The organism is Streptomyces sp. NPDC031379 (genome assembly GCF_055569615.1).
This window is the reverse complement of sequence record NZ_JBVIIT010000011.1, coordinates 265,952-289,822: the sequence shown is the minus strand read 5'-3', so window position 1 is coordinate 289,822 and position 23,871 is coordinate 265,952. Positions and strand designations below refer to the sequence as shown.

Annotated in this window: 25 protein-coding genes and 1 tRNA gene; 10 read left to right on the top strand and 16 right to left on the bottom strand. The window is 72.4% G+C overall.

Annotation, left to right across the window (positions count from 1 at the left end):
• Positions 1 to 126: 126 nt before the first annotated feature.
• Positions 127 to 966, bottom strand: coding sequence for a hypothetical protein (locus ACZ5CW_RS18700; protein WP_468602561.1), 840 nt, complete (start codon positions 964 to 966; stop codon positions 127 to 129).
• A gap of 5 nt (positions 967 to 971) precedes the next feature.
• Positions 972 to 1,646 carry a hypothetical protein gene (locus ACZ5CW_RS18695; protein ID WP_468602559.1) on the bottom strand — a complete coding sequence of 225 codons (675 nt, stop codon included), beginning with the start codon at positions 1,644 to 1,646 and terminating at the stop codon, positions 972 to 974.
• Between the two features lie 158 nt (positions 1,647 to 1,804).
• Here ACZ5CW_RS18695 and ACZ5CW_RS18690 point away from each other — a divergent pair, with 158 nt between their 5' ends.
• Complete coding sequence (locus tag ACZ5CW_RS18690) at positions 1,805 to 2,332, top strand: GNAT family N-acetyltransferase (protein WP_468602557.1); 528 nt, start codon at positions 1,805 to 1,807, stop codon at positions 2,330 to 2,332.
• Here ACZ5CW_RS18690 and ACZ5CW_RS18685 read toward each other — a convergent pair.
• Positions 2,316 to 4,355, bottom strand: coding sequence for an MDR family MFS transporter (locus ACZ5CW_RS18685; protein WP_468602555.1), 2,040 nt, complete (start codon positions 4,353 to 4,355; stop codon positions 2,316 to 2,318). The genes ACZ5CW_RS18690 and ACZ5CW_RS18685 overlap by 17 nt on opposite strands.
• A 742-nt stretch (positions 4,356 to 5,097) precedes the next feature.
• Between ACZ5CW_RS18685 and ACZ5CW_RS18680 the strand changes: the two genes are divergently transcribed.
• On the top strand, positions 5,098 to 5,685 hold the full coding sequence (locus ACZ5CW_RS18680; protein ID WP_468602553.1) for a peptidoglycan-binding domain-containing protein: 588 nt from the start codon (positions 5,098 to 5,100) through the stop codon (positions 5,683 to 5,685).
• Between the two features lie 112 nt (positions 5,686 to 5,797).
• On the opposite strand, the gene ACZ5CW_RS18675 is transcribed toward ACZ5CW_RS18680, so the two are convergent.
• Together ACZ5CW_RS18675 and ACZ5CW_RS18670 are read right to left on the bottom strand one after the other, a co-directional pair.
• Positions 5,798 to 6,454 (bottom strand): HAD-IA family hydrolase, encoded by a 657-nt coding sequence (locus ACZ5CW_RS18675; protein WP_468602551.1) that lies wholly within the window; start codon positions 6,452 to 6,454, stop codon positions 5,798 to 5,800.
• A 158-nt stretch (positions 6,455 to 6,612) separates the two neighbouring features.
• Positions 6,613 to 7,194: a TMEM165/GDT1 family protein gene (locus ACZ5CW_RS18670; RefSeq protein WP_468602549.1), complete on the bottom strand. Its 582-nt coding sequence runs from the start codon at positions 7,192 to 7,194 to the stop codon at positions 6,613 to 6,615.
• A gap of 373 nt (positions 7,195 to 7,567) precedes the next feature.
• On the opposite strand from ACZ5CW_RS18670, the gene ACZ5CW_RS18665 reads away from it, so the two are divergent.
• Positions 7,568 to 8,212, top strand: a complete 645-nt coding sequence (locus tag ACZ5CW_RS18665; RefSeq protein ID WP_468602547.1) for an HNH endonuclease family protein — start codon at positions 7,568 to 7,570, stop codon at positions 8,210 to 8,212.
• 125 nt (positions 8,213 to 8,337) lie between these two features.
• Here ACZ5CW_RS18665 and ACZ5CW_RS18660 read toward each other — a convergent pair whose 3' ends face one another.
• The 3 genes from ACZ5CW_RS18660 to ACZ5CW_RS18650 all read right to left on the bottom strand — a co-directional run bounded on the left by ACZ5CW_RS18660 (position 8,338) and on the right by ACZ5CW_RS18650 (position 10,409).
• The gene (locus ACZ5CW_RS18660; RefSeq protein WP_468602545.1) at positions 8,338 to 8,952 is read right to left on the bottom strand and encodes a DedA family protein; all 615 of its coding nucleotides are present in this window, start codon (positions 8,950 to 8,952) and stop codon (positions 8,338 to 8,340) included.
• 157 nt (positions 8,953 to 9,109) lie between these two features.
• Positions 9,110 to 9,565, bottom strand: a complete 456-nt coding sequence (locus tag ACZ5CW_RS18655) for a DoxX family protein (protein WP_468602543.1) — start codon at positions 9,563 to 9,565, stop codon at positions 9,110 to 9,112.
• Positions 9,566 to 10,178: 613 nt separating this feature from the next.
• The gene (locus tag ACZ5CW_RS18650) at positions 10,179 to 10,409 is read right to left on the bottom strand and encodes a DUF2277 domain-containing protein (protein WP_468602541.1); all 231 of its coding nucleotides are present in this window, start codon (positions 10,407 to 10,409) and stop codon (positions 10,179 to 10,181) included.
• A gap of 93 nt (positions 10,410 to 10,502) precedes the next feature.
• Here ACZ5CW_RS18650 and ACZ5CW_RS18645 point away from each other — a divergent pair, with 93 nt between their 5' ends.
• Both ACZ5CW_RS18645 and ACZ5CW_RS18640 read left to right on the top strand, forming a co-directional pair.
• Positions 10,503 to 11,402, top strand: coding sequence for a ketopantoate reductase family protein (locus ACZ5CW_RS18645; protein ID WP_468602539.1), 900 nt, complete (start codon positions 10,503 to 10,505; stop codon positions 11,400 to 11,402).
• Positions 11,403 to 11,499: 97 nt separating this feature from the next.
• Positions 11,500 to 11,838: a hypothetical protein gene (locus tag ACZ5CW_RS18640; protein WP_468602537.1), complete on the top strand. Its 339-nt coding sequence runs from the start codon at positions 11,500 to 11,502 to the stop codon at positions 11,836 to 11,838.
• Positions 11,839 to 11,895: 57 nt separating this feature from the next.
• On the opposite strand, the gene ACZ5CW_RS18635 is transcribed toward ACZ5CW_RS18640, so the two are convergent.
• Positions 11,896 to 11,967, bottom strand: a tRNA-Val gene (locus ACZ5CW_RS18635).
• 112 nt (positions 11,968 to 12,079) lie between these two features.
• Here ACZ5CW_RS18635 and ACZ5CW_RS18630 point away from each other — a divergent pair.
• The 4 genes from ACZ5CW_RS18630 (at position 12,080) to ACZ5CW_RS18615 (ending at position 14,799) form a co-directional block, all read left to right on the top strand.
• Entirely contained in the window at positions 12,080 to 12,352 is a 273-nt protein-coding gene (locus tag ACZ5CW_RS18630; protein WP_468602535.1) for a hypothetical protein, read from the top strand.
• A gap of 74 nt (positions 12,353 to 12,426) precedes the next feature.
• Positions 12,427 to 13,821, top strand: a complete 1,395-nt coding sequence (locus ACZ5CW_RS18625; RefSeq protein WP_468602533.1) for a hypothetical protein — start codon at positions 12,427 to 12,429, stop codon at positions 13,819 to 13,821.
• Positions 13,822 to 13,923: 102 nt separating this feature from the next.
• The gene (locus ACZ5CW_RS18620; RefSeq protein WP_468602531.1) at positions 13,924 to 14,529 is read left to right on the top strand and encodes a DUF4383 domain-containing protein; all 606 of its coding nucleotides are present in this window, start codon (positions 13,924 to 13,926) and stop codon (positions 14,527 to 14,529) included.
• Positions 14,530 to 14,586: 57 nt separating this feature from the next.
• Positions 14,587 to 14,799, top strand: coding sequence for an FmdB family zinc ribbon protein (locus ACZ5CW_RS18615; protein ID WP_468602529.1), 213 nt, complete (start codon positions 14,587 to 14,589; stop codon positions 14,797 to 14,799).
• A gap of 42 nt (positions 14,800 to 14,841) precedes the next feature.
• Here the strand turns inward: ACZ5CW_RS18615 and ACZ5CW_RS18610 are convergent, their stop codons facing one another.
• From ACZ5CW_RS18610 to ACZ5CW_RS18600, 3 genes are read right to left on the bottom strand one after another with little or no spacing between them, the layout of a single operon-like run.
• Positions 14,842 to 15,648: an HAD family hydrolase gene (locus tag ACZ5CW_RS18610; protein WP_468602527.1), complete on the bottom strand. Its 807-nt coding sequence runs from the start codon at positions 15,646 to 15,648 to the stop codon at positions 14,842 to 14,844.
• Positions 15,648 to 18,101 carry a phosphoribosyltransferase gene (locus tag ACZ5CW_RS18605; protein WP_468602525.1) on the bottom strand — a complete coding sequence of 818 codons (2,454 nt, stop codon included), beginning with the start codon at positions 18,099 to 18,101 and terminating at the stop codon, positions 15,648 to 15,650. Before ACZ5CW_RS18605 ends, ACZ5CW_RS18610 begins: the two co-directional genes overlap by 1 nt.
• A 22-nt stretch (positions 18,102 to 18,123) precedes the next feature.
• Positions 18,124 to 19,290 (bottom strand): HpcH/HpaI aldolase/citrate lyase family protein, encoded by a 1,167-nt coding sequence (locus ACZ5CW_RS18600; RefSeq protein WP_468602523.1) that lies wholly within the window; start codon positions 19,288 to 19,290, stop codon positions 18,124 to 18,126.
• Between the two features lie 177 nt (positions 19,291 to 19,467).
• On the opposite strand from ACZ5CW_RS18600, the gene ACZ5CW_RS18595 reads away from it, so the two are divergent.
• Positions 19,468 to 20,274 carry a TerD family protein gene (locus tag ACZ5CW_RS18595; RefSeq protein WP_468602521.1) on the top strand — a complete coding sequence of 269 codons (807 nt, stop codon included), beginning with the start codon at positions 19,468 to 19,470 and terminating at the stop codon, positions 20,272 to 20,274.
• A gap of 10 nt (positions 20,275 to 20,284) precedes the next feature.
• On the opposite strand, the gene ACZ5CW_RS18590 is transcribed toward ACZ5CW_RS18595, so the two are convergent.
• The 4 genes from ACZ5CW_RS18590 to ACZ5CW_RS18575 all read right to left on the bottom strand — a co-directional run bounded on the left by ACZ5CW_RS18590 (position 20,285) and on the right by ACZ5CW_RS18575 (position 23,747).
• Positions 20,285 to 21,022, bottom strand: coding sequence for a TerD family protein (locus tag ACZ5CW_RS18590; RefSeq protein WP_468602579.1), 738 nt, complete (start codon positions 21,020 to 21,022; stop codon positions 20,285 to 20,287).
• Positions 21,023 to 21,166: 144 nt separating this feature from the next.
• A complete protein-coding gene (locus ACZ5CW_RS18585) occupies positions 21,167 to 22,306 on the bottom strand; it encodes a DUF475 domain-containing protein (protein WP_468602518.1) in 1,140 nt (379 codons plus the stop codon).
• Positions 22,307 to 22,486: 180 nt separating this feature from the next.
• Positions 22,487 to 23,065, bottom strand: coding sequence for a TerD family protein (locus tag ACZ5CW_RS18580; RefSeq protein ID WP_468602516.1), 579 nt, complete (start codon positions 23,063 to 23,065; stop codon positions 22,487 to 22,489).
• A 106-nt stretch (positions 23,066 to 23,171) separates the two neighbouring features.
• A complete protein-coding gene (locus ACZ5CW_RS18575; protein WP_468602514.1) occupies positions 23,172 to 23,747 on the bottom strand; it encodes a calcium homeostasis/redox stress adaptation protein in 576 nt (191 codons plus the stop codon).
• Between the last annotated feature and the right edge of the window lie 124 nt (positions 23,748 to 23,871).

The following is a 23,871-nucleotide window of genomic DNA, read 5'->3' as shown; positions in this document are numbered from 1 at the left end:
GAGGGGGGTGAGGGGGTGTGGGGGGGGGGGGGGGGGGTGGGGCGGTGGGGGGAGGGGGGGGGGGGGGGGGGGGGGGGGGGGGGGGGGCGCCCCCCCCCCCCCCCCCCCCCGGGGCACGGTCCGGGGTCAGCCGTGTAGCAGGCGGCCGGCCAGTTCCCGGTAGTCGCGCAGGGCCAGCCGCAGCTGCTCGGTGTCCGTCTGGGCGCCGGGCCCGCGGTCCTCGGCGCCCTCCCACGCCGTGCGCAGGGTGCGGCGCCGCCGGGTCACGGCCTCGCTGAACCGCGCGGCGATCTCCTCCAGCGCCCGGTCGGCCTCCTCGACCGCGGCCCGGGGCTCGTCCACGAACCCGGCCGTCACCTGCCGCATCCGCTGCTCCCAGCGGTCCGTCTCGTCGTGGGAGAGCAGGGGGGCGCCGGCACCGGAGGAGCCGGCCGCGGCCGGGCCGCCCGCCGCGCGTGGTTCGGCCGGTCCGGCACCGCGTTCGGTGACGCCGCCGGCGGGCGCGGCGCCGCGCCCGCCGTCCGGCGTCCCGCGCCGGTCGGTCGGCGGCGCCTCACGGCCCGTGCCGGACGTGTCCGCGCCCAGGTCCTCCGTGCCGGGACGCAGGCCCTCGGAGCCGTGCGGCAGGCTGTGCGCCGCGGTGCCCGCTCCCGCGGCGGCCTCGCCGGAGACGGGAGTCCCCGCGGGGCCCGGCGGGGGCTGTGGCGGGGTGCGCGGAACGCGGTCGTCGGCCGTGGCCGTCCCGCCTCCCCGGCCCGCCCCGACCGCCTCGGGGATCCGGCCCGCGCTCTCACCCGGCCTGCCCGCGGCGGGCGCCGGATCGCCGGCCAGCCCCTCCTCGGGCGGAGCCTCGCCCATCCGGCGGCCCGGTGCCGCGTCCTCCGATGCCCATGTCTCGTCCGGTGTGGGTGAGGGGCGCCCGGTGGGGTACCGCTCTTCGCCGGAGCCTGTCCTCTGGTCCGTCATGACGCTCAGCTCTCCTTCGGTCGGCTCCTGTGGAGGGCCCATGGCGCATGGGAGCGGGCGTGGGAGCGGGTACCGGAAGCGGCCGGGGGCCCGGCCGTGCCGGAGGGTGCGCGATGCCGGCCGGTGTCCGTGCCGGGGCTGGTCAGGTCGTCGAAGAGGGCGCGGGCCCCGACGAGGGCGGTCCGCATCTCCTCGGTCCCGGCACGGGTGCCGGTCCCGGCCGCGGCGCTCGCCGCCCGGTGCACCTGCCGGTAGCCGTCGACGTGGTCGGCGTGGTGCACGGACAGCGCCGCGAACTGCTCCTCGTAGTGCCCGCCGTCGGGGTAGCCGCGGACGGCGGCCAGCTCCGCGAGCAGCCGGTCGGCCTCGGTCACCGCCTCCCGGGGCGAGTCGACGAAGCGTTCCTGGACGGCCGTCCAGCGGGCCGCGTACCGCTCCCGCCCGTCGTGGTCCAGCGGACGCTCCCGCAGGTCACCGTGGTGTTCGACGCGCTCGGTCAGCTCCCGCTCGGCGGCCTTGGTGTCCCCGTCGTGCAGGGCCACGGTCCGCTCGTACTCGGGTCCGAAGCGGCGCCTGAGGCTCGGCCCGCCGCGCCGGGCGCGGCCCAGTGCAAGGGCGGCGGCGCCGACGACCACGACCGCCGCGATCACGATCAACAGAATGATCAGGCCTGTGGACATGGTTGCCTTCCCATCGGACCGGCCCCGCTGGCCGGTTCTTCCTTCGGGTGACCCGGAAGACAGGCGACAAACGGGCGCCCCTTACGCGAAGCCCCGCGGTCGGCCGGCGAAGGGGCCGCGCACAACCGGTTGCGGGGGGTGCGTGCCGGCGCTCGAGAATGGCCGGCATGACGTGGACCATCGCCCCCGAACCGTACGACTCCCCGGCCGCCGCCGCGCTGTGGCGGGCGTACTACACGGAGGTCAGCGACCGCTGGTACCTGCTGCACGAGGGGCACCGCACCGACCCCGACGAGCTGGAGCGGGAGATCACGGCCGGGGTGGGGTCCGAACTCGTGCCGCCGGGCGGGCAGTTGGTCATAGGCCGGTACGACGGCAAGCCGGCCGGTTCGGCGGGGGTACGGCTGCTGGCGCCGGACACGGCCGAACTCACCCGGGTCTTCGTGGCGGAGGGGATGCGCGGCAAGGGCGGGGCCGCGCTCCTCGTGGCCGCCGCCGAGGAGGCCGCCCGCGCCCTCGGCGCCCGGCGGATCGTCCTCGACACCCGCTCCGACCTGGTCGAGGCCCGCGCCCTGCATGCCCGCCTCGGCGACACCGAGACGGCCCCGCACAACGACGACAGCTACGCCGAACACTGGTTCCGCAAGGAGCTGGTGGTGACGGAGCCCGTCAACCCGTCTTCATGACCGTGCCGTTGTGCGGCCGCTCGCTCTCGGCGCCGCACAGTTCGCCGGTGAGTTCCCTGACCAGGTGGGCCAGGTCGGTCGAGCGGCCCGGCTGCCACCAGTCGCCGAGCAGCTCGGCCAGGGACTCCTCACGGGCCGTGGCGAGCCGTTCGGCGACCTCGCGGCCGGAGTCGGTCAGCATCAGGTCCAGGCCCTGGCGCTCGGCGAGGTGCCGTTCCTCGACCTGGCGGGCCGCGGCCATGACCGCCTGGAGTGGCACGGGGGTGCGCTCGGCGAGGACACCCGGCTCGACGGAGCCGTACCGGCGGATGCGCAGCAGCAGCCAGCTGGCCGCGGGCAGCAGGTCGTAGCCGGCCCGTTCGGTGATCTCCCGGTAGATCTCGCGGCGGCCCTCCCGGGTGCCCAGCACGGACAGGGCGCGGCACACCTCGTCGTAGGAGGAGCGCTCCACCGGGTTGGGCGGGATGGTCTCGGAGACGTCGGGCGCGGTGACCGAGCCGCGCAGCCGGTCCTCCTTGAGGAACCAGGCCAGCAGGAAGCCGAGCAGGGCGACCGGGGCGGCGTAGAGGAAGACGTCGGTGATGGCGGTCGCGAAGGCGTGCAGGGCCGCCGGGCGCAGCGCGGACGGCAGCGCGGCGATGCCCCGCGGGTCGGACTCCAGCGCGTCGGTGCTCACGCCGGGCGGGAGGCTCACCCCGCGGAAGGCGTCGGTGAGTTTGTCGCCGAGGCGGCCGGCGAAGACCGTGCCGAAGAGGGCGACGCCGAAGGAGGCGCCGATGGACCGGAAGAAGGTCGCGCCGGAGGTGGCGACGCCCAGGTCCTCGTAGGAGACCGCGTTCTGCACGATGAGCACGAGGACCTGCATCACCAGGCCGAGTCCGAGGCCGAAGACGAAGAAGTAGACGCTCATCTCGGCGGTGGAGCTGTGCTCGTCGAGCCGGTGCAGCAGGAGCAGGCCGATGGCGGTGACGGCCGTTCCGGTCAGCGGGAACACCTTCCAGCGGCCGGTACGGCTGACGATCTGCCCGGACACCGTGGACGACAGCAGCAGTCCGACCACCATGGGCAGCATGTGCACGCCCGACAGGGTCGGGGAGATCCCGTGCACGACCTGGAGGAAGGTCGGCAGGTAGGTCATCGCGCCGAACATGGCGAAGCCGACGATGAAGCTGATGACGGCGGAGAGGGTGAAGGTGCGGATGCCGAACAGCTTGAGCGGCAGGACCGGTTCGGCGGCCCGGCGTTCCACGGCGACGAACGCCACGGCGAGCAGGACGCCCAGCACGGCGAGAGAGACGATCTGTGCCGAGCCCCAGGCCCAGGTCGTGCCGCCGAGGGAGGCGACGAGGACCAGACAGGTGGCGACCGCGGCGATCAGGAAGGTGCCGAGGTAGTCGATGACATGGGGGGAGGTGCGGCGCGGGATGTGCAGGGCGGCGGCGATCACGGCGAGGGCCACGACACCCACCGGCAGGTTGATGTAGAACACCCAGCGCCAGCTCAGATGCTCGGTGAACAGCCCGCCGAGCAGCGGCCCGAGCACGCTGGTCGCGCCGAAGACGGCGCCGAACAGTCCCTGGTAGCGGCCGCGTTCACGGGGCGGCACGATGTCGCCGACGATCGCCATGGACAGCACCATCAGCCCGCCGCCGCCCAGGCCCTGCAGTGCCCGGAAGCCGATCAGCTGGGGCATGTTCTGCGCCATGCCGCACAGGGCGGAGCCGATGAGGAAGATGACGATCGCGGTCTGGAACAGCCTCTTGCGGCCGTACTGGTCGCCGAGCTTGCCCCACAGCGGGGTCGCGGCGGTCGAGGCCAGCAGATAGGCGGTGACCACCCAGGACAGGTGCTCCAGGCCGCCGAGGTCGCTGACGATGGTGGGCAGCGCGGTCGCCACGACGGTCTGGTCGAGCGCGGCGAGCAGCAGCCCGAGCAGCAGGGCGCCGATCGGGACGAACACGCTGCCCGGAACGTGCTCGCCGCCGCTCAGGTCCTTCGCCGTGCCGTGCGTGTCCAGGGCCATGGAGACCTCCTGGGGCTCGGGTGCACCTCTTCCATCGTGATCGGTGTCACCGTTTATGGCCTCTTGAGTCCTGCGGATGTGAAGGAAGTCCGCATAGTCTCTGAAGTTCGTGAGGGGAGGGGACGAACACGTGAGTGAATCCGAGCGCCGCACCTGCCCGGAGTGCGGGGCGCCGCGGGGAGCGGACCACACCCCGTCGTGCGACTGCACCGAGCGGGCGTCGGAGGCCTTGCGCGAGGCGCGGACGGCCGAGGCGGCTGCGGCGGAGGACTTCGATCCCCTGCGGATACGGCCGTACGTGGGCGTGCCGGAACCCGGTACCCCACCGCCGACACCACCCGACGCGCAGACCCGCCCGGCACCGGCCGCCGAGGCCACCCCACCGCCCCGCACAACGACCGATCCGAGCACAGCCACACCAGGGATGCCCGGTGCCGACGGGACGGGCGGGCCGGGGGCGGGGGACGGACCGGGGGCGGCGCACGAGCCTGCGGCGGCGAACCGGCCGGAGGTGGCATACGGACCGGGGGCGGCGCACGAGCCTGCGGCGGCATACAGACCGGGTACGACGGCCGAGCCCAGTGCGGCGGACGAGCCGGGCACGGCGGACGGGCCCGGTACGGCATACGGACCGGGTACGGCATACGGGCCGACCACGACAGCCGAGCCCGGTGCGGCATACGAGCCGGGTGCGTACGGGTCCGGTGCGGCGGATTCGGCGGGTGGGGGGCCGCGTCGCCGGGTGCGGCGCACGGTCCTGGTGTCCGTCGCGGGAGCGGGCGTGGCGGTCGTGGCGGTGGCCGGCTTCGCCGGCGGGCTGTTCTCGTACCACACGCCGTCCCGGGACCGGGCGGCCGAGGAGGTCAGGCAGAGCGTCCCGGACGTGACCACACCGGCGCCGGCGTCGCCGACGCCACCGGCTGCGCCGGCACCGTCCCGGTCGCCCGAGCGGTCCCCCGCCACGTCGGCCGCCTCGAGCCCCTCGTCCTCGCCGTCCTCCTCACCGAGCCCCTCGGTGTCCGGCGGCCCTTCCGCTTCCGCTTCCTCCTCCGTCACCCCGTCGCCCGTGACGGTCTCCGCGACCCCGGGAACCACTCCCGGCCTCGCACCGGTGCTGCGGCGCGGCGACTTCGGCCCGGAGGTCGTCGAACTCCAGCAACGGCTGCACCAGTTGAACCTCTACGGCGACCAGCTCAACGGAGTGTTCACCCGCTCCGTCGAGGACGCCGTCCGCAACTACCAGCTGGCCCGGGGTGTCCAGGGCGACGAGCCGGGGGTGTACGGCCCGGCGACGCGGACGAGCCTGGAGGCGGAGACGGCGGAGCCGTAGCGGCCCCGCCGGCGCACAGCCGGATCGTCCGACCGGCCGGGGACGACCCGCACCCGGCCCACCGGCATGCGGCCGGGCCCCGGCGTCGGGCGACGTACGGTCAGGCCCGCCGTCAGCCGATGTGCAGCCGTATCGTCCCGTCGGCCGAGGCCTCGACGGTCACCCGCGTCAGGTCGCGTACGACGACGTCGGGTCCGTGGGCACCGGCGCGCGGCCCGACGCCGACGACCCGCATCCCCGCGGCGCGCCCCGCCGCGATGCCCGCGCCGGAGTCCTCGAAGACGACGCAGTCGGCCGGGTCGACGCCCAGCTCGGCGGCGCCCTTGAGGAAGCCCTCGGGGTCGGGCTTGCTCGCGCCCACCGACTCGGCGGTGACGCGGATCTCGGGCAGCGGCAGCCCGGCGGCGTTCATACGGGCGGTGGACAGGGGGACGTCGGCGGAGGTCACCAGGGCGTGCGGGAGCCCGCGCAGGGAGGCGAGGAAGGCGCTCGCGCCGGGGATCTCGACCACGCCGTCGGTGTCGGCGGTCTCCTCGGCGAGCATGCGGGCGTTGTCGGCGAGGTTCTGCTCCACGGGCCGGTCGGGCAGCAGGACGGCCATGGAGGCGTGCCCCTGCCGGCCGTGCACGACCTTCATCACCTCGTCGCCGTCCAGCCCGTGCCGGTCGGCCCAGCCGCGCCAGATGCGCTCGACCACGGCGTCCGAGTTGACGAGGGTGCCGTCCATGTCGAGCAGGAGGGCACGGGCGGTGAGGACGGTGGCCGGCATCGGCAGACTCCAAGAGGGAAGAGCAGGGACAAGGCGGCCCCGCCCGCCGGTCAGGGAAAACGAGCGGGAGCCACTTTGTTCCTCCACGGTACAAAACCCGGAGCGGATTACGCCAGTGCCCCCCGGCAGGGTTCACCGGCCGTTCAGCTCGGCCGGGCTCAGCCCGCCACGGCTTCGTACAGGCTCCACACACCGAGGCCCAGCATCAGCAGCGCCGCGATCCGCGTGATCAGCCGCAGCGGCACCCGCTTCATCAGGGCCTTTCCGCCCACGATCCCGAGCCCGGCCACGGCCCACAGCCCCAGCACCGCGCCGAGGCCGACGGAGAGCGGGTCGTCGTAGCGGGCGGCGAGGTTGGCGGTCATGATCTGGGTGAGATCGCCGAACTCGGCGACCAGGATGAGCATGAAGCCCGTACCGGCGACCTTCCAGAAGGACTGGTCGGCGGGCTTCTTGATCTCCTCCTCGCCCTCGTCCTTCTTCAGCAGCAGCATCGCGGCCCCGCCGAGGAAGAGGACACCGGTGAGGGCGTGCACGAGCTGCTGCGGCAGCAGGGTCAGCACGCTGCCCGCGGCGACGGCGAGCACGACGTGCAGCAGGAAGGCGGCGGCGACACCCGCGAAGACGTACGAGGCGCGGTAGCGGGTGCCGAGGACGAGGCCCGCGAGCGCGGTCTTGTCCGGCAGTTCGGCCAGGAAGACCACGCCGAAGACGAGTGCCGTCACGGTGATGCTGATCAATGTTCCTCAATCGGTCGGGCTGCCCCACCGAGAGTGCGGTACGTCACGCGATGACACCTCGGCACGGCAGCGCACTCGGCGCCCGTGCCGGGAACACGGGCGTGCACTGCTTGCCGAAGGTCTCGCTGGCGGGCCTCGACGGGTCCGCCTCCGGGCGCCGGCTCAGGCTGACTGAGCAGTATGTCGACGGTCCGGCGAAGAGCTACTCCCCTTCTGCGCTCCCCATCGTACGGGATGTGAAAGTTCGGCCGTGAACCTTGTCGTGTCATGAACACGTCACTAGCTTCTTACCGAGCGCTCATCCGCCGGTCACACGGCGGCGCGAGCATTCCCTCGCTCGCGCCCAACACCCCCACCCCACAAGGGAGTTCCCATGCCGAAATTCTACGCGCGTCGACGGCTGAGCATACTCGCGACCCTCACCGGCCTCATAGCCTCCGCCGCCCTGTTCAACTCCCCGAGCGCCTCCGCCGCCCTGCCCACGCCGGTCAGCGGCGCCACCGCCCGCAGCTACCTCTCCCAGCTCACCGTGGCCACCGAGAACCGCACCGGCTACGACCGCGACCTCTTCCCGCACTGGATCACCATCAGCGGTGCCTGCAACACCCGCGAGACGGTCCTGAAGCGGGACGGCACGAACGTCGTCACCGACTCCGCCTGCGCCGCCACCAGCGGCAGCTGGTACTCCCCCTACGACGGCGCCACCTGGACCGCCGCCTCCGACCTGGACATCGACCACCTGGTCCCGCTGGCCGAGGCCTGGGACTCCGGGGCGAGCAAGTGGACCACCGCCCAGCGCCAGGCCTTCGCCAACGACCTCACCCGGCCCCAGCTCATCGCCGTCACCGACAACGTCAACCAGGCCAAGGGCGACCAGGACCCGGCCACCTGGGTCCCGTCCCGCTCCGCGTACCTGTGCACGTACGTCCGCGCCTGGGTGCAGGTGAAGTACTACTACAACCTCTCGGTCGACTCCGCCGAGAAGAGCGCGCTCACGAACTACCTGGCCGCCTGCTGAGCCTTCGGGTCAGCGCCGTCGGGCTTGCGGCCGTACGCCGGCCGCGGGCCCGTCGTGGCCGGTCGCGCATGTCCCGCACTCCAGGGAGCTGCGGCGGCCGGCGCCCGCACGCACCGCGGGCTTCGTCAGGAGGCCGGCCGACGGCGCACCAGGAAGCCCGCCGCCGCGCCGGCACCGAACAGCGCGGCCACCGAGACGCCCGTGGCCAGCCAGGTCGCGCCCAGCCACTGGGCGCCGTAGTAGCCGAGGGCGACGCTGTAGGCGGCCCAGGACAGTCCCGCCAGGGCCGACCAGGGCAGGAAGTCGCGGGCGCGGCGGTGGGCGGCACCCGCGCAGAAGGAGACGACCGAGCGGCCGGCCGGAGCGAACCGGGCCAGCACGACCAGCGCGCCGCCACCCCGGGCGAGCGCCTCGCCGAGACGTTCCTGCGCGGTGGTCAGCCGCCGGGAGCGGGCTATCGCCCGGTCCAGGCGCTCCCCGCCCCGCCAGGCCAGCCGGTAGGCGACCAGGTCACCGAGGACCGAGGCGGTCGCCGCGGAGAGGATCAGGGCCAGGATGTCCGGCACGTCGTGCGGCACCCCGCCCGCCGCCGCGCCCGTGCCCGCGGCCGCTGCCGTACCGGCCGTGATGACGAGCACTCCGCTCGGCAGCACCGGCACGAACACGTCGAGGAGCACCGACAGGGCCACCACGGCATAGATCCACGGTCCGGCCGCAAGCGACCCCACGCTCTCGAACACGACGACTCCCCACTGCTCCCCCGTTGACAGCCATACAGCGTACGCCGGGGGTGTGACAGAGGGGTCTCCGGGGGCGCTTGTGACCGGCAGGCGTCCCGGGCGGCACCCTCCCCCGCGCGGCAGGGAACGGGCGCCGTCACTCGCGCACCGGTGCGGGTCAGGCGGCCACCGGGGTCCGGTCCACCGCGGACTCGGCGTCCGCCGCCGTACGCCGGCCGAAGAGCCGGTCGAGGCCGAAGGCGCCGGAGCCGGTGAAGACCAGCAGGAAGAACGCCCAGCAGAACAGGACGGGCAGCTCGCCGCCGTTCTGGATCGGCCACAACGCCGCCTGCTGGTGGACGTCGAAGTAGGCGTACGCCATCGAGCCCGAGGCGATCAGCGCGGCCCCGCGGGTGCCGAGACCGAGGAGCACCAGGCCGCCGGCGACCAGCTGGATCACGGCCGCGTACCAGCCGGGCCAGGTGCCGGCCGCGATCGTGCCGCCCTGGGTGCCCGCGGCGCCGCCGAGGACACCGAAGAGCGAAGCGGCTCCGTGCACCGCGAAGAGCAGGCCGGCGACGGCGCGGAAGAGCCCGATGACGTAGGGCTGAGCGGTGTTGAGGCGTGCGGACATGAGGGAGGTTCTCCTCTTCGGTGTCGGTCGGACCGGCTGGGGACATGGATGGCCGGCCGTGGGGGCGTCGGTACCGAACGAGGGGCCCAGGTTAGGGGCACCTAATCAGTGCTTGCAACTTCAACATCTTTCCGCGCCGACGGCTCCACCTGCGGCTCCACCTGCGGTTCCACCGCGAAACCGGCCACCCGCAGCAGGGCCCGCGCCCTCGCGTCGGCGCCCGAGAGCGCCACCGAGCCCACCCCCGAACGGGCCCCGGCGACGGTCACCCGGTACACCCCTGCGTCGACGCCCCGCACACGAACCCCCGGGCGAGAAACGCATCTTGACGGTTGATCAGGCGACAGGCGGCAGGCCGCCGCCGCGTCCAGCCCTCCGGTCCCGCAACCGTCCACGGCGTACGGCCCGCAGCCCCCGCCCACGAGCCGCCCCGCGGGCAACTCGCCGTCCGCGCACCGCACATCGCGCGTGGAAAGACGCGCCTCTATGAGAGTCGTCACACGCACGGCCGACCCCGGCACCCCCCGCCGGGACGAGCGGAGGGCGCGCCTGGCCATGCCCGGCGCGCCCCAACCCCCTTGCTCACAGCCCGAGTCACCGGGCATGCCGGACCCTATGCGGTGCCGCGCGCCGAACCGCCCCGCACCTCCAGCCCCCCGAGCAGCTCCGCCGTGGCCCGGGCCACGGCGTCCACCGCGCGATCGAAGACCTCACGGTTGTGGGCGGCGGGGGCCCGGAAGCCCGAGACCTTCCGCACGTACTGCAGCGCGGCGGCGTGGATGTCCTCGTCCGTGGCCTCGTCGGGCAGCACGGGCGGACGCAGCGTCTTGATACTCCGGCACATGCCCCCAGTCTCACGCACTCCGTCCGCCCCTGCGATGATCGCGCCGAAGGCGGCCACCGACTCCCGGGGCCGACCGTCGAAAGGAACAGCCTCATGGCGACTCAGCACACCGTGGCCGTCCTCGGCCCCGGCGGCACGGGCGGACTCCTCGCCGCCCTCCTGTCCCGCTCCGGCCACCGCGTCATCTGCCTGGCCCAGGACGGCACGGCGGACACCCTGCGCCGGACCGGGATCACGGTCCGCAGCCCGCAGTTCGGCGAGTTCACCGCCCCCGTCGAGGCGGACACCGAACTGCGCGAACCGGTGGACGCCTGCCTGATCACCGTCAAGCACACCGCGCTCGACGCCGCGCTCACCCGCATCCCGCCCGCCGCCGTGGGCGACGCCCTCCTCGTGCCGCTCCTGAACGGCGTCGAGCACCCCGCCACGCTGCGCGCCCGCTACCGCCCCGACCGTGTCGCCCCGGCCGTGATCCGCGTGGAGTCCACCCGCCGCGCGCCGGGCGTGATCGAACACGGCAGCCCGTTCACCGAGATCGACCTCGCCGGGGACGGCGTCCCCCGCGCGCGTCTCGACGCCCTCGCCGCTGTCCTCACCACCGCCGGCCCGACCGCCCGCGTGGTCGGGGACGAGCCGGCGGCCCTGTGGGCCAAGATGGCGTTCCTCGCCCCGTTCGCCCTGCTCACCACGCGCTACGGCCTGCCGCTCGGCGAGGCCCGCACCCGCCACCGGGACGAACTGCGGGCACTGGTCGACGAGACCACCACCGTCAGCCGTGCCTGCGGCGCCCCCGCGGACCCCGCCCAGGCACTCGCCCGTTACGACGCCTTCCCGCCCGGCGCCAAGTCGTCCATGCAGCGCGACGCCGAGGCGGGCCGCCCGCTCGAGCTGGACGCCATCGGCGGGGCGTTGCTGCGGGCGGCCGAGCGGCACGGCGTACCCGTACCGGTGACGGCACGGCTCGTACGGGAGCTGCGGGACGCCGGTCACTGACCCGGCCCGCTCGCGCCCGCCACCCGTTCGGCTGAACCTCCTCCGAACCCCACGAACGAACTCGCCACCCAAATTCGAACAGGCGTACCATTGCCGTGTGGCTACGACCTATGAATTCCCCAGTGACCTCCTCGCCGGCCAGGAGGAGCTGCATCAGGTCCGGGCCGAGTTGTCGGCCCTGCTCAAGCGGCTGCCCTGGTCGGTCGAGCCGAGGGACGGCTTCAGCGACGACACCGGCTGGCGCAAGACGGAGCGGCCCGCTTCCCCCGGCTGGACGGCGGACGAGCAGGCCGAGGTGGAGAAGCTGCGGCGCCGCGAGCACGAACTCGCGGTGTTCGTCAGCACGCACCGCTTCTGGGCCGAGATCGCGGCGGCGGACCGCATGGACGCTCGCTCCCGACTCAAGCACGCCCACGAAGAGTCGGCGCACGAGTAGCGACGGCACACGAACACGAGAACGGCCCCTCGGAGACTTCTCCGAGGGGCCGACCGGTGGGCGCGGACGGTTTCGAACCGCCGACATCCTGCTTGTAAGGCAGGCGCTCTACCCCTGAGCTACGCACCCTGAACACCCGGGCCGCGAGCCCAGGTCGAGTGGACAGACTACCTTGCCGGAGCGGGTACCCCGCAAACGCGCGACGACCACGTCCAGGGGCCTCGAGCGGCGCCTACGGGGGTTGCCCCCACCCCCGGTCCGGGAGGTCGCCGGATCTTCGGGGGAGGGGATCGACAACGGCAGCGGCAGCGTGCGGGCGCACGGGTTCACGGATCCGCTCAGCATCACCATCGACGGGGCGGTGGCGGTCGCGCTGCCCAGGGGTGCGTACCGGGTGTCGGCGGGGTCGGACGACGGGGCGGTGCCGGTGGCCGTGCCCCGCGACGACAGCAGTCCGCACCGGGTGTCGGCACACTCCTCCGACGGCGAAGTCACGGTGCGTACCGCGAACTGACCGGCCCGTGTGTTCGTCCTCAACGGGTGGGAGAATGACTCCACCCAGGGCGAACCACAGCACGGGAGAGGGATGTGACGGCGACACCGGGCACGCCATCGACGCGGCCGTACCCGCCGCCGTCCACCGCACGGGTCCGGCCCGGGTCCACGGCCCTGCGGGACACCCTCACCCTGATGACCCTGCCCGTGCTGGCGGCGCTCGGAGTGTCCGCCGCGTTCGCCGGCGGGGGCACCCGGCGCTGGTTCGGGGGACGGGCGGAGAGCCAGCGGGCGGAGGCGCAGTCCGCGAAGGACGCCGCGGCGGCCGCGTTCTACGAACTGGACACCGCCCAACGGGACATGCGGATCTCCATCGAGACCATCACGGCCGTGGACGACTCCCCCGCCGCCCGGCGCGCCGTATCCGACTTCGAGGCGCTCGGCCGGCGCATAGACGAGGTCAGCCGGCAGTACATCCAGGCCGTGGACGCCCATGATCTCGACCGGGACGATCTGGAGGCCGCGGCGGCCGCCCGGGCGCGTTCGGAGCTGACGGCCGCCAAGGACGAGCTGGTGCGGGTCAAGCAGGAGCTGGACCGGTTCGACAGCTCGCTCGGGCCGCTGCTCGGCAAGGCCGAGACCCAGCTCGCCCGGCTCGCGCCCGCCGTGGAGCGGGCCCGGCAGTCGCTGCTGGCCGCGAGCAACGCCCTGGACGCCGCCCGGGGGAAGGGCCTCAGGGCCGATGATCTCGCGGCGCGGCTGGCCGCCCTCTCTCCCGAGCTGACCAGGCTGAACCAGGGCGCCGGGCAGCATGGGATCGCCCCGACGCTGGAGCGGGCGGAGCGGGTGCAGCGGGAGGCCGGGGCGCTTAGGGCCGAGGCCGAGCGGCTGCCGGAGACGGCGGCCGAGATCGACCACCGGCTGGTGTCCCTGCGGACGCGGGCGCAGGCGCTGACCACCCGCGCCGGGCAGGTGGAGCCGGTGCTGAGCGAGCTGCGGCGCCGGTTCGTCGCCGCCTGCTGGCAGGATCTCCAGCAGGTGCCCGAGCAGGCGGCGCAGAACGTGGGGCAGGCCGAGCTGAAGCTGCGCGAGGCACAGGCGGCGCGGGAGGCTCAGCGGTGGCCGGACGCGACCGCCCTGCTGTCGACCGTGCGGGCCCTGCTGAACGCCACGGACGAGGCCGTCTCGGCCACCGGGGAGCGGCTGCGGCGGCTGAACGCCGTGCAGAAGGATCCGCACGCGGAGATCGAGCGCACCCGGTTCGCGATCCGGGACGCCCAGCGGCTGGCCATGACGGGCCGTACGACCCCGGATCCGCGGCACGCCGGGCCGCTGGACGAGGCGGTGGCCCGGCTGGAGCGGTTGATCGGCACGCTGGAGGGCCGGCACCCCGACTACTGGCACTTCCTGACCGAGACGGACGCGGTGCGGGCGTCGGTCGCGCGGGTGGTGGCGCAGATCCGCGAGGAGCGTGGCGGCGGGCACTGACGCCAGCGGCGCTGAGCTGTGCGTGTTGCCGGGGTGGGGCGGACGGGCGGATATTGAAGGAACGGACGGATGGCCTCCGCTAGCGCCCCGAGGGAGGCGGACATGGCCACACACGCAGTGCACACGGAGGAAGCCGAGGAACAGCCGCGGTTCCGGCTGGACGACCACCTGCCCGTCGACCACCGGCTGAACACGGTCTACCGGGTCGGCGCGGGCCTGATCGGCGCGTTCCTGGTCATCTTCGGCATCCTCGGCCTGATCGACCACATCGGCTTCTTCGACACCGGCGGCAACACGGTCACCGGGCTGAACACCAACGGCACGCTGAGTGTGCTGTCGATCTGCATCGGGCTGCTGCTGCTGGTCGGCATGGTGATCGGCGGGAACTTCGCGTCGACCCTGAACATGATTCTCGGCGTGCTGTTCCTGCTGAACGGCTTCCTGTTCCTGGGCCTGCTGGACACCACCAACAACTTCCTGGCGTTCAAGATCCAGAACGTCCTCTTCAGCTTCGTCGTGGGTCTGCTGCTGATGACCTTCGGCATGTACGGGCGGGTGGGCTCGGCCCTGCCGCACGACAACCCGTACTGGCGGGCCCGTCACCCCGACGCGGTCACGTACGAGCAGCGTGAGCACACGGCGGGCATGCCGCCGGCCAACCGGGCGCTGGGCGGCACGCGGGACGTGCACCGGCCGGACAGGGAGTGAGGGCGCGACCGGTCGTGGGCCCTGGGGACGGGGCCCGCGGCCGGTTAGTCTGTGCCCATGCCTCGCTACGAGTACCGCTGCCGGACCTGCGGCGACACCTTCGAACTGAGCCGTCCCATGGCGGAGTCCTCCGCTCCCGCCGCCTGCCCGGCGGGCCATGACGACACCGTGAAGCTGCTGTCGGCGGTGGCCGTGGGCGGCAGGGGTGCCGCCCCGGCCCCGCAGGCGGGCGGAGGCGGCGGCTGCTGCGGTGGGGGTTGCTGCGGCTGACCTCCCGGGGGGGTGTCGCCTACGGGCTTCGGCCCGTCGCCGTCACTCCCGTGTCGCCCGCAAGAACTCCCGTACGATGCGCTCCCCGGCCAGCACCCCTCGCTCCGGCAGGGCGCTGATCTGCGGGGCGGTCCAGTCGGTGTCGGCCAGTTCGCCGTGACCGGGGCGCCAGCCGCGGTCTGCGGCGAGGAGCAGGTCGGCGTCCAGGAGCGAGTCACCGGCCGCCAGCGTCAGCTCCGCGCCGGTGCGGCGGGCCACTTCGCGGACGGCGGCGCTCTTGGTGAGCGGCTGCGGGACGGCGTAGATCTTGCGGCCCTGCAGGGAGACCGTCCAGCCGCGGTTCTCGGCCCACACCGCCAGCTCCTTCACCCAGTCCTCGGGCAGCAGCTCGCGCTCTACGACGAGGTAGGCGAAGAGGTCCTCGGCCACCCGGTGCTTGCGCACCCAGACCGGATCGGCGGTCCGGAGCAGATGCTCGCGGACCTCGTCCAGGGGCGCGCACTCGTCGGCGAGCCTGGCCTGTACGCCCGCGTGCCAGCCGGCGTCGGTGACCCCGTCGACCAGCAGGTGGCCGCCGTTGGCGCAGATCGCGTACTTCGGGGGCGGGCCGGGCAGGTTGATGCGCTGGTACTGCTTGCGCGTCCGGGTCGTGGTGGGCACGAAGACGGCCCTGTCGCCGAGGTCGGTGAGCAGCTGGGCCGCGGTCTCCGTCATGTAGGAGAGCGGCTTGGCCTCGTGCACCTCCACGCACAGCAGCCGGGGTGCCCGGGCGTCGGGCATGGTCAGCGCGAGGGCCGCAGCGGAGTAGATCAGCGTACGGTCGAGGTCGCTCGCCACCATCACCGGCATCAGAGGTTCACCGCCTTGCCGTCGGCGCCGGTGGCGCCCCGTGTGTACTGGGGGTGGATCAACCCGACGCAGGTGTACGGCAGTTCGCCGACCTCCTCCACCGGTACCCCGCGCTGTCCGGCGAGCAGCCGCACGTGGTCCAGGTCGGCGCCGGCCCCTTCGCGGGCGAGGATCTTCCACGGCACGCGGCGCAGCAGTACCCGGGTGGTCTCGCCGACGCCGGGCTTGACGAGGTTCACGTCGTGGATGCCGTACTCCTCGCTGATCCGCTCGACCGCCCGCCAGCCCGCCCAGGTCGGGGTGCGGTCCTCGGCCATCAGCTCCTTGACCGCCGCGTCGACGGTGTCGGCGACCTCGGGGTAGCGGGCGCTGACGGCGTCGAGGAAGGCCACGGAGACGTCGGCGCCGGCGAGTTCGCGGTAGAACTTGGCGCCGTGGAAGTCGTCCGGGCCGACCAGGTCGGCGCGCAGGACTGTACGCGATATCAGGCCGGAGACGGTCGAGTTGAGGCAGGCGGAGGGGATGAGGAAGTCCTCGCGAGTGCCGTAGGTGCGTACGCAGGAGCCCGGGTCGGCCAGGACGGCGATCTCCGGGTCGAAGCCGGTGATGCCCTCGTCGGCCTCGAACTCCCCGATGGCCTGGGCGAGTTCGCGGGTGATGGCGCCCTTGCCGGTCCAGCCGTCGACGAAGACGACGTCGCGGGGGTCGTGGTGGGCGGCGAGCCAGCGCAGCGCGTTGGCGTCGATGCCCCGGCCGCGCACGATCGAGACGGCGTAGTGCGGGAGGTCGAGGCCGTGCCGGAACCGGGCCCAGCGGCGCATGAGGATGCCGACCGGGGTGCCGGCGCGGGCCAGGGAGACCAGCACCGGGCGCGGCGAGCGCTCGGTGATCACGGTCTCGGTGACCACGCCGACCGCCCGGGCGATCCGCGTGGCCGAGGTGCCGAGGGCCGCGTGGAACAGCTCCTGGTACTGCTCGCTGGGCTGGTACTCCACCGGCAGCGACTCGGCGTAGTGGGCGCCGCCGCTCTGGATGGCCTCCTCGCGCTCCTCGGTCGGCGCCTCCAGGGTGACGTCGGAGAGGTCCTGCAGCAGCCAGCCGACCTCCTCGGGCGGGTACGAGGAGAATGCGGGGCCGCGGAGGGGCTCGGGCAGCATGGCCTGCCTTTCGGGAGCGTGCGAGGGCTCGGGCACGTAGGACGGGACGACCGCGAGCAGGACGTGCGGGACGTGCGCCGCGAGCCGGGCCAGCAGGCCGTCGGGGGCGTGCAGCGCGGGGGTGTCGGCGGCGGAGTCCACGACGGCGACCACCGTGTCGAAGCCGGCGCCCGCGACGTTGTAGGCGTAGCGCTCACCGGGACCGTCGGCCGGGTCGTCGTGGGCGGGGAAGACCAGGCGGCTGCGTATCGCGTAGCCGGGGTCGTCGAGGGCGAGCACGGGCGAGCGGGTGGTCGTGGAGAAGCGCACTTCGGCGTCGGTGACCCGCTCCAGCTCGTGGGCGAGGCGCAGCGGGGCGTACATCAGCTCCTCGAAGCCGAGGACGAGGACGCGGCGGGCGCCGGCGGGCAGGGCCTCGGCCGTCCGGCCGGCCATCTCGGGGAGGGCGGTCTCCAGGCGGGTCCGGTGGGCGGGCGTGAAGCCGTGCCGGCCGCCGTCGGGGAGGCCGGGGGGCCAGTGCAGGTCGACGCGGGCGATGTCTGCGCTGTGCGGGAGCGGGGGCACGGCGGCGTCGGCGGACGCGTACCGCTCGACCAGCTCCTGCCCCTTCTCCAGCACCCCCTCCGGCAACCGCACCGTCCCCGACGCCGCGGCGATCACATCCACCCGCGCACCGATGCCGGCGGCGAACCGCCGCAGGCGCTCCGTGTCCTCGGGCGAGCGCATGTCGACCAGCGCGACCACCACGTACCGGCTGCGTGGATACCGTGCGTGCAGGTCACGGATGGTGTTGAGGATCGTGTTGCCGGTGGAGAACTCGTCGTCCACCAGCACCAGCGGGCCGTCGCCGGACAGCAGCGCGGGATCCTCGGGAAGCAGCAGGTGCGACGTGGCGTGGGAGTGGGACTCCTCGAAGCCGCCCGCGCGGGCGACTCCGGGGACCGGCCGACGGGTGGAGTGCAGATACGGCGCCGTGCCGAGGCCGTCGGCGACGGCGTGTCCCAGCCCTGTGGCGGTCTCCGCGTAGCCGAGGACGACAGCGGTGGCCCTCTCCGCCTCGCCGAGCAGCGTGGCGACGCGGCGGCCCAGGCGGACGCCGTGGCCGTAGACCACGGACGGTGTCTGCGGGACGTGCTTGCCGAGCACGTTCGAGACCAGCAGGTGGGCACGCTTGGGGTTGCGGCGCAGCGCGAGCCCGAGCAGGGCCGGCAGCCCGTCGTCGCCCACGAGTTCGACCCCGAGTCGCTCGGCGACCCAGCTGCCGGACCAGACCCCGTCGTTCACTGCGTTCTTCATGCGTTCCTTGGGTTGAAAAGGGTCAGCCGGGTATTCCGGCGGCGAGCAGCTCCACGAAGCCGACGTCCTCGTTGGCGACGCCGAAGACCTCGGCGCGCAGCAGGGTCCGCTCGGCCCAGGCGCGGTGCGGTTTCACCTCGTTCATCTTGTTCGTATAGGCCGACCGGAGTACACCCCCGCCGCCGCGTTCCGGCCGCAGGATGTCCTGGGCGTCGCTGAACTCCTCGTGGCTGACCACGGACAGCGCGTGCACGGGCAGGACGTGGGACGGGTGGATGCAGGTCTTGCCGAGCAGGCCGTTGGCCTGGTCGAGGGAGATCTCCCTCAGCAGTCCGTCCATGGCGTGCTCGATGAGCTTCTCGCGCAGCTCGACGGCCTGCACCTCGAGGAAGGGGCTCTGCCTCAGCTGCGGCTTGAACATGCGCTCGGGGACGCGGAAGTACTCCCACACGGGCCCGGTGACGGTGAATCCGGTGCCGTCGGCCCGGCCCAGCATGTTCACGACGTCGGCGATCACGGAGGCGACGATCTGGACGTCGTAGGCGGTCATGTCGGGGGCGCGGCGCAGACCGTAGGAGGAGCAGAAGTCGGTGACGCCGAGGCGGAGCGCGAGGACCCGGTCGCGGTACTTGTCGACCGCGCGGGAGATGCCCTCCAGGGTGTCCACGCGGCTCTCGCGGTAGAGCAGTTCCGGGGATTCGAGCACCGGCATGGCGAAGAGCCGCCGGCCGCTCGCGCTCTCGGCGGCGGTCAGGGCCTCCAGGAAGGGGATGCCGCGTTCCTCGGTGAACTTCGGCAGCACGAACCCGGACAGCAGCCGTACGCTCGTCCCCAGGCGTCGTACGAGGTCGGGGATCTGCTCGGGGGTGCGGACCCGGATGAACAGCAGGGGCGGTTCGGCATCGGGTCGGGCGTCGAGGTCGGCGAACTGCCGGACGAGGTTCTCCTCGCCCGCCACGACGTCCGCGTCGTCGATGGAGTCCTCCAGGCACAGCACCATCGAGACCACGCCGTGGTCGGCCTGCTTGACGATGTCGTCGGCGAGCCGGGGCCGGGTGGCCGGGCTGTACAGCGTGGCGCCCAGGGCCGCGGAGAGCAGCCGGGCCGGGGAGTCGGCGGTGAACGCGCACGGCTCCTGGTGGAAGAGGCGCTGCCGCACCTCGGGGGCGATGTGCCCGAAATGACGCATAGGACTCCCTCAGGGGTGCGAGCCGAGCCTGTGGATTCGGTAAAGGGTGGCCGGTAATAGTACGTAGAGACCCATGTCGGGGGTTCCCCGCGGGCATGAATTTCCGGTAACTCGCCCGTGTCGGCCCCGGCACCCCCCGCATTGTCGTGACCAGGACCGAGAGGGCAGGATGACCGCATGACGCACGCGATGCTGAAGGGGTCGAACGTCCCGCTGGAAGTCACCACGGTACGCGCCGTACTGCGCTGGACGCCCGGGCAGGGGGTTCCGGACGTGGACGCCTCGGCGCTGCTGCTGGGCTCCGACGGCCGTGTGCGCTCCGACGAGGACTTCGTCTTCTACAACCAGCCCCGGCACCCCTCCGGGAAGGTGTGGCGGCTCGGCAAGAAGCGTGTCGCCGAAGGTCTGACCGACACGATCCAGTCAGATCTCGCCGGTGTCGAGCCGGGCGTCGGCCGCATCCTGCTGGTCGCCTCGGCGGACGGCGTCTCCTTCGACCGGGTACCGGCGCTGGGGATCCTGCTGTACGACGCGGCGGTGGCCGACGGGGAGCCGCTGGCCCGCTTCGACATCAAGCCGGAGACCGGCGCGGAGACGGCGCTGATCTGCGGCGAGCTGTACCGGCGTGGGGAGGGATGGAAGTTCCGCGCGCTGGGTGAGGGCTACTCGAACGGGCTGGAGGGCCTCGCCACGGACTTCGGCATCTCGGTGGACGAGTCGGAGGCGGAGGAGGAGATGCGCGTGCCCGTGCCGGAGACGGCGTCCCAGCCGCTGCCGCCGGAGCAGCCGACGTCGGCGGTGCCGCAGCAGCCCCCCGCCTACGGCTACCCTCAGCCGGCCTCGCCCCAGGCGGACTACGGGTACCCGCAGCCGAGCAGTCAGCCCTCCTACGGATACCCCCAGCCTCAGCCGGTGCCGGTGCCGGTGGCTCTGGACCCGAATTTCCGGCTGCCGCCGCAGGGGCCGCAGTTCGTGGGGCGGTAGGCCGGGGCGTTCACCGGTCCGCCTTGGCCTTGTAGCCCCGGCCCCACTGCAGGCCCCAGCCGTACAGCCGGTCCAGTTCGCCCTGGAAGCCGTAGACGAACTTGACCTCGCGGCGGACGATCAGCTCGCCCTTGATGTTCTCGATCATGACCACCGCGCAGGAACGGGCCTGGGGGTGGCGTTCGTCGAGGCCTATCTCGATGCGCGGTCCGTTGCTCGGGTACAGCGTGACGACCGCGTGGGTGCGGTCGAAGGCCGGCGTCTGGTCGTAGATGTAGACGAAGACCAGCAGCCGCTTGAGGGCCTCTCGGTGGTCGAGGTTGACGTACATGGTCTCGCCGGACGCGGAGCCGAACCGGTCGTCGCCGCTGAGCTTGATGTACGGCGGTGCGTTGACGTCGCCGAGGTAGCCACCGAGCGGCTGGACCACGCCTTTCGTGCCGTCGGCCAGTTCGTACAGGCAGCCCAGGTCGAGGTCGACGTTGACCATGCTCTGCCCGTGTCCGAGCACTTCCGGCGGCTTCAGGGCCTTGAAGGGGTGGCGCAGCAGGCTGGTGCGCTGGGCTCCGTCGAAGTCGGAGGTCCGCATCCGCCAGTTGAGGTTGACGCGCAGATGGCCGGTGGCCGCGTCCTGCTTGGTGAGGGACACCGTCTGGTGCCGCCTGGTGAGTTCGATGGCGTTGCTCGAGGCGCTGCCCGAGTCGAAGTCGGCAGCGCGCCCGCCCAGCAGCCCGTCGAAGAATCCCATTCCCGCCCCCAGGTACTCGTTCATCACGCCGTCGGGGCGGCCGACCACGTCGGCCGCCCCGAACAGAGCGTTCCTCACCCGAAGGGGTACCACACCCCGGCACGGCCCGGATCTGTCCCGTAGGGGATCCGGGAGGGTCCCGGGTCAGACTCCCGAGGAGACCTCGGCCTTCTCGTCGCTGCCCTCGCCCGCTGCCGCGAGGGCGCGGTTGCGGCGGACGGAGGACCAGAAGGACCAGGCGATCAGGACGACACCGACGAGGCCGGTGATGACCTCGTGGATCTCGTACTGGATCGTGACCATGAGGATCACGGCGAGGGCGCCGATGGCGTAGTGGGCGCCGTGCTCCAGGTAGACGTAGTCGTCCAGCGTGCCCTGGCGGACCAGGTAGACCGTCAGCGAACGGACGTACATCGCGCCGATGCCGAGGCCCAGCGCCATCAGGACGATGTCGTTGGTGACGGCGAAGGCGCCGATCACGCCGTCGAAGGAGAAGGACGCGTCCAGGACCTCCAGGTAGAGGAACATGAAGAACGCGGCCTGGCCGGCCAGCACGACGGCCGGGCGTTGCTTGCCGCTGCGGGCGGCCTCTTCCTCCTCCTCGTGCTCGCGTTCCTCCTCTTCCTCCAGCTTGTCCTCGAAGTAGCCGGACAGACCGCCGACGATCATGTAGGTGATCAGGCCGGCGACACCGGCGATCAGGACCGTCTGCGCCTTGTCGACGTGGGCACCGCCGTGCTGGTGGGCGTGGGTGGCGAAGGTGAAGGAGGTGATGAGCAGGACGATCAGGGCGATGCAGACCGACAGCATGTCGACCTTGCCGAGCTTGGCCAGGGGCCGCTCGATCCAGCGCAGCCACTGGATGTCCCGGTCCTCGAAGATGAAGTCGAGGAAGATCATCAGCAGGAACATGCCACCGAAGGCGGCGATCGCCGGGTGGGCGTCGGTGACCAGCTCCTGGTAGTGGTCCTTGTTGTTCAGAGCGAGGTCGACGGCCTCGATGGGGCCCATCTTGGCGCTGATCGCGACGATGACGACGGGGAAGACCAGCCGCATGCCGAAGACCGCGATGAGGACGCCGACCGTGAGGAAGATCTTCTGCCAGAAGGCGTTCATCTTCTTCAGGATTCCGGCGTTGACCACCGCGTTGTCGAACGACAGCGAGATCTCGAGGATGGCCAGGATCGCCACGATGCCGAAGGCGGTCCACCCCCCGTAGAACGCCGCCGCGACCAGACCGAGCGCGGTGACCGCGAACGACCAGCCGAAGGTTTTCAGAAGCACTGGCTACCCAATCGTGTGTTGGGGGTGCCCCCAGACGAAGTCTGAGGGAGGGTCTCCCCCGCGCCGTACTCGGCTTTGCTAAATGTTGACCACGAGTCTAGAGGGGCACCCTACCGGCGGTACCCGCCAGGGCAACCCTCACGGAAAAGCCACGGCACGAACCCTTGCGGGGGGACTCGGCTAGGAGACGTTCACCCCGAAGTCGAGGGCGATGCCCCGCAGCCCCGACGCGTACCCCTGTCCGACGGCACGGAACTTCCACTCGCCCTGGTAGCGGTACAGCTCGCCGAAGATCATGGCGGTCTCGGTGGAGGCGTCCTCACTGAGGTCGTAGCGGGCCAGTTCCTGGCCGTCGGCCTGGTTGACCACGCGGATGAAGGCGTTGGAGACCTGGCCGAAGGTCTGGCCGCGCTCGTCCGCCATGTGGATCGAGACGGGGAAGATGATCTTCTCGCACTGCGGCGGCACCTTGGCGAGGTCCACCAGGATGGACTCGTCGTCGCCCTCACCCTCACCGGTGAGGTTGTCACCGGTGTGCTCCACGGATCCGTCGGGGCTCTTGAGCTGGTTGTAGAACACGAACCACTCGTCGCCCATCACCCGGTTGCCGCCGTCGCACAGCAGCGCACTGGCGTCCAGGTCGAAGGGGGCGCCGGTGGTGGACCGGGCGTCCCAGCCGAGCCCGATCAGGACGTTGGTGAGGTTCGGTGCGGCCTTGGAGAGGGAGACGTTGCCTCCCTTGGCGAGCGTGACGCCCATGATGCTGGTCCTCCCCTTGTGGTGCTTCCCTGGTTGTCCTGCACGTCCGGCGCCGCCCGTAAACGGTGCGGCGCCGGACAGTGGGGGCGTCGGAACCCTGCCGGGATCAGACGTTGACGCCGAAGTCCTGCGCGATGCCGCGCAGGCCGGAGGCGTAGCCCTGGCCGATGGCGCGGAACTTCCACTCCGCGCCGTGCCGGTACAGCTCACCGAAGACCATGGCGGTCTCGGTGGAGGCGTCCTCGCTCAGGTCGTACCGGGCGATCTCCTGTTCGCCGGCCTGGTTCACGACGCGGATGAACGCGTTGCGGACCTGTCCGAAGGACTGCTGGCGGTTCTCGGCGTCGTAGATCGACACCGGGAAGACGATCTTCTCGACGTCGGCCGGGACGCCGGCCAGGTTGACCTTGATCTGCTCGTCGTCGCCCTCGCCCTCACCGGTGATGTTGTCACCGGTGTGCTCGACCGAGCCGTCGGGGCTCTTGAGGTTGTTGAAGAAGATGAAGTGCTGGTCGCTCGCGACCTTGCCGGAGTTGTTCAGCAGCAGCGCGCTCGCGTCGAGGTCGAAGTCCGTGCCGGTCGTGGTGCGCACGTCCCAGCCCAGACCGACGATGACGGCGGTCAGGCCCGGGGCCTCCTTCGTCAGCGATACGTTGCCGCCCTTGCTGAGGCTGACTCCCACGGGTCCTCCATGTGGTGTCCAGGGGCCGGAAGCCCCGTGTGCTTCGGATATGGGATCAACGTGCCGATCCTAGTGACGGGTTCCCGCCTCCCGCAGACCCTGGAGCCGAAGAATCACAGGTGTC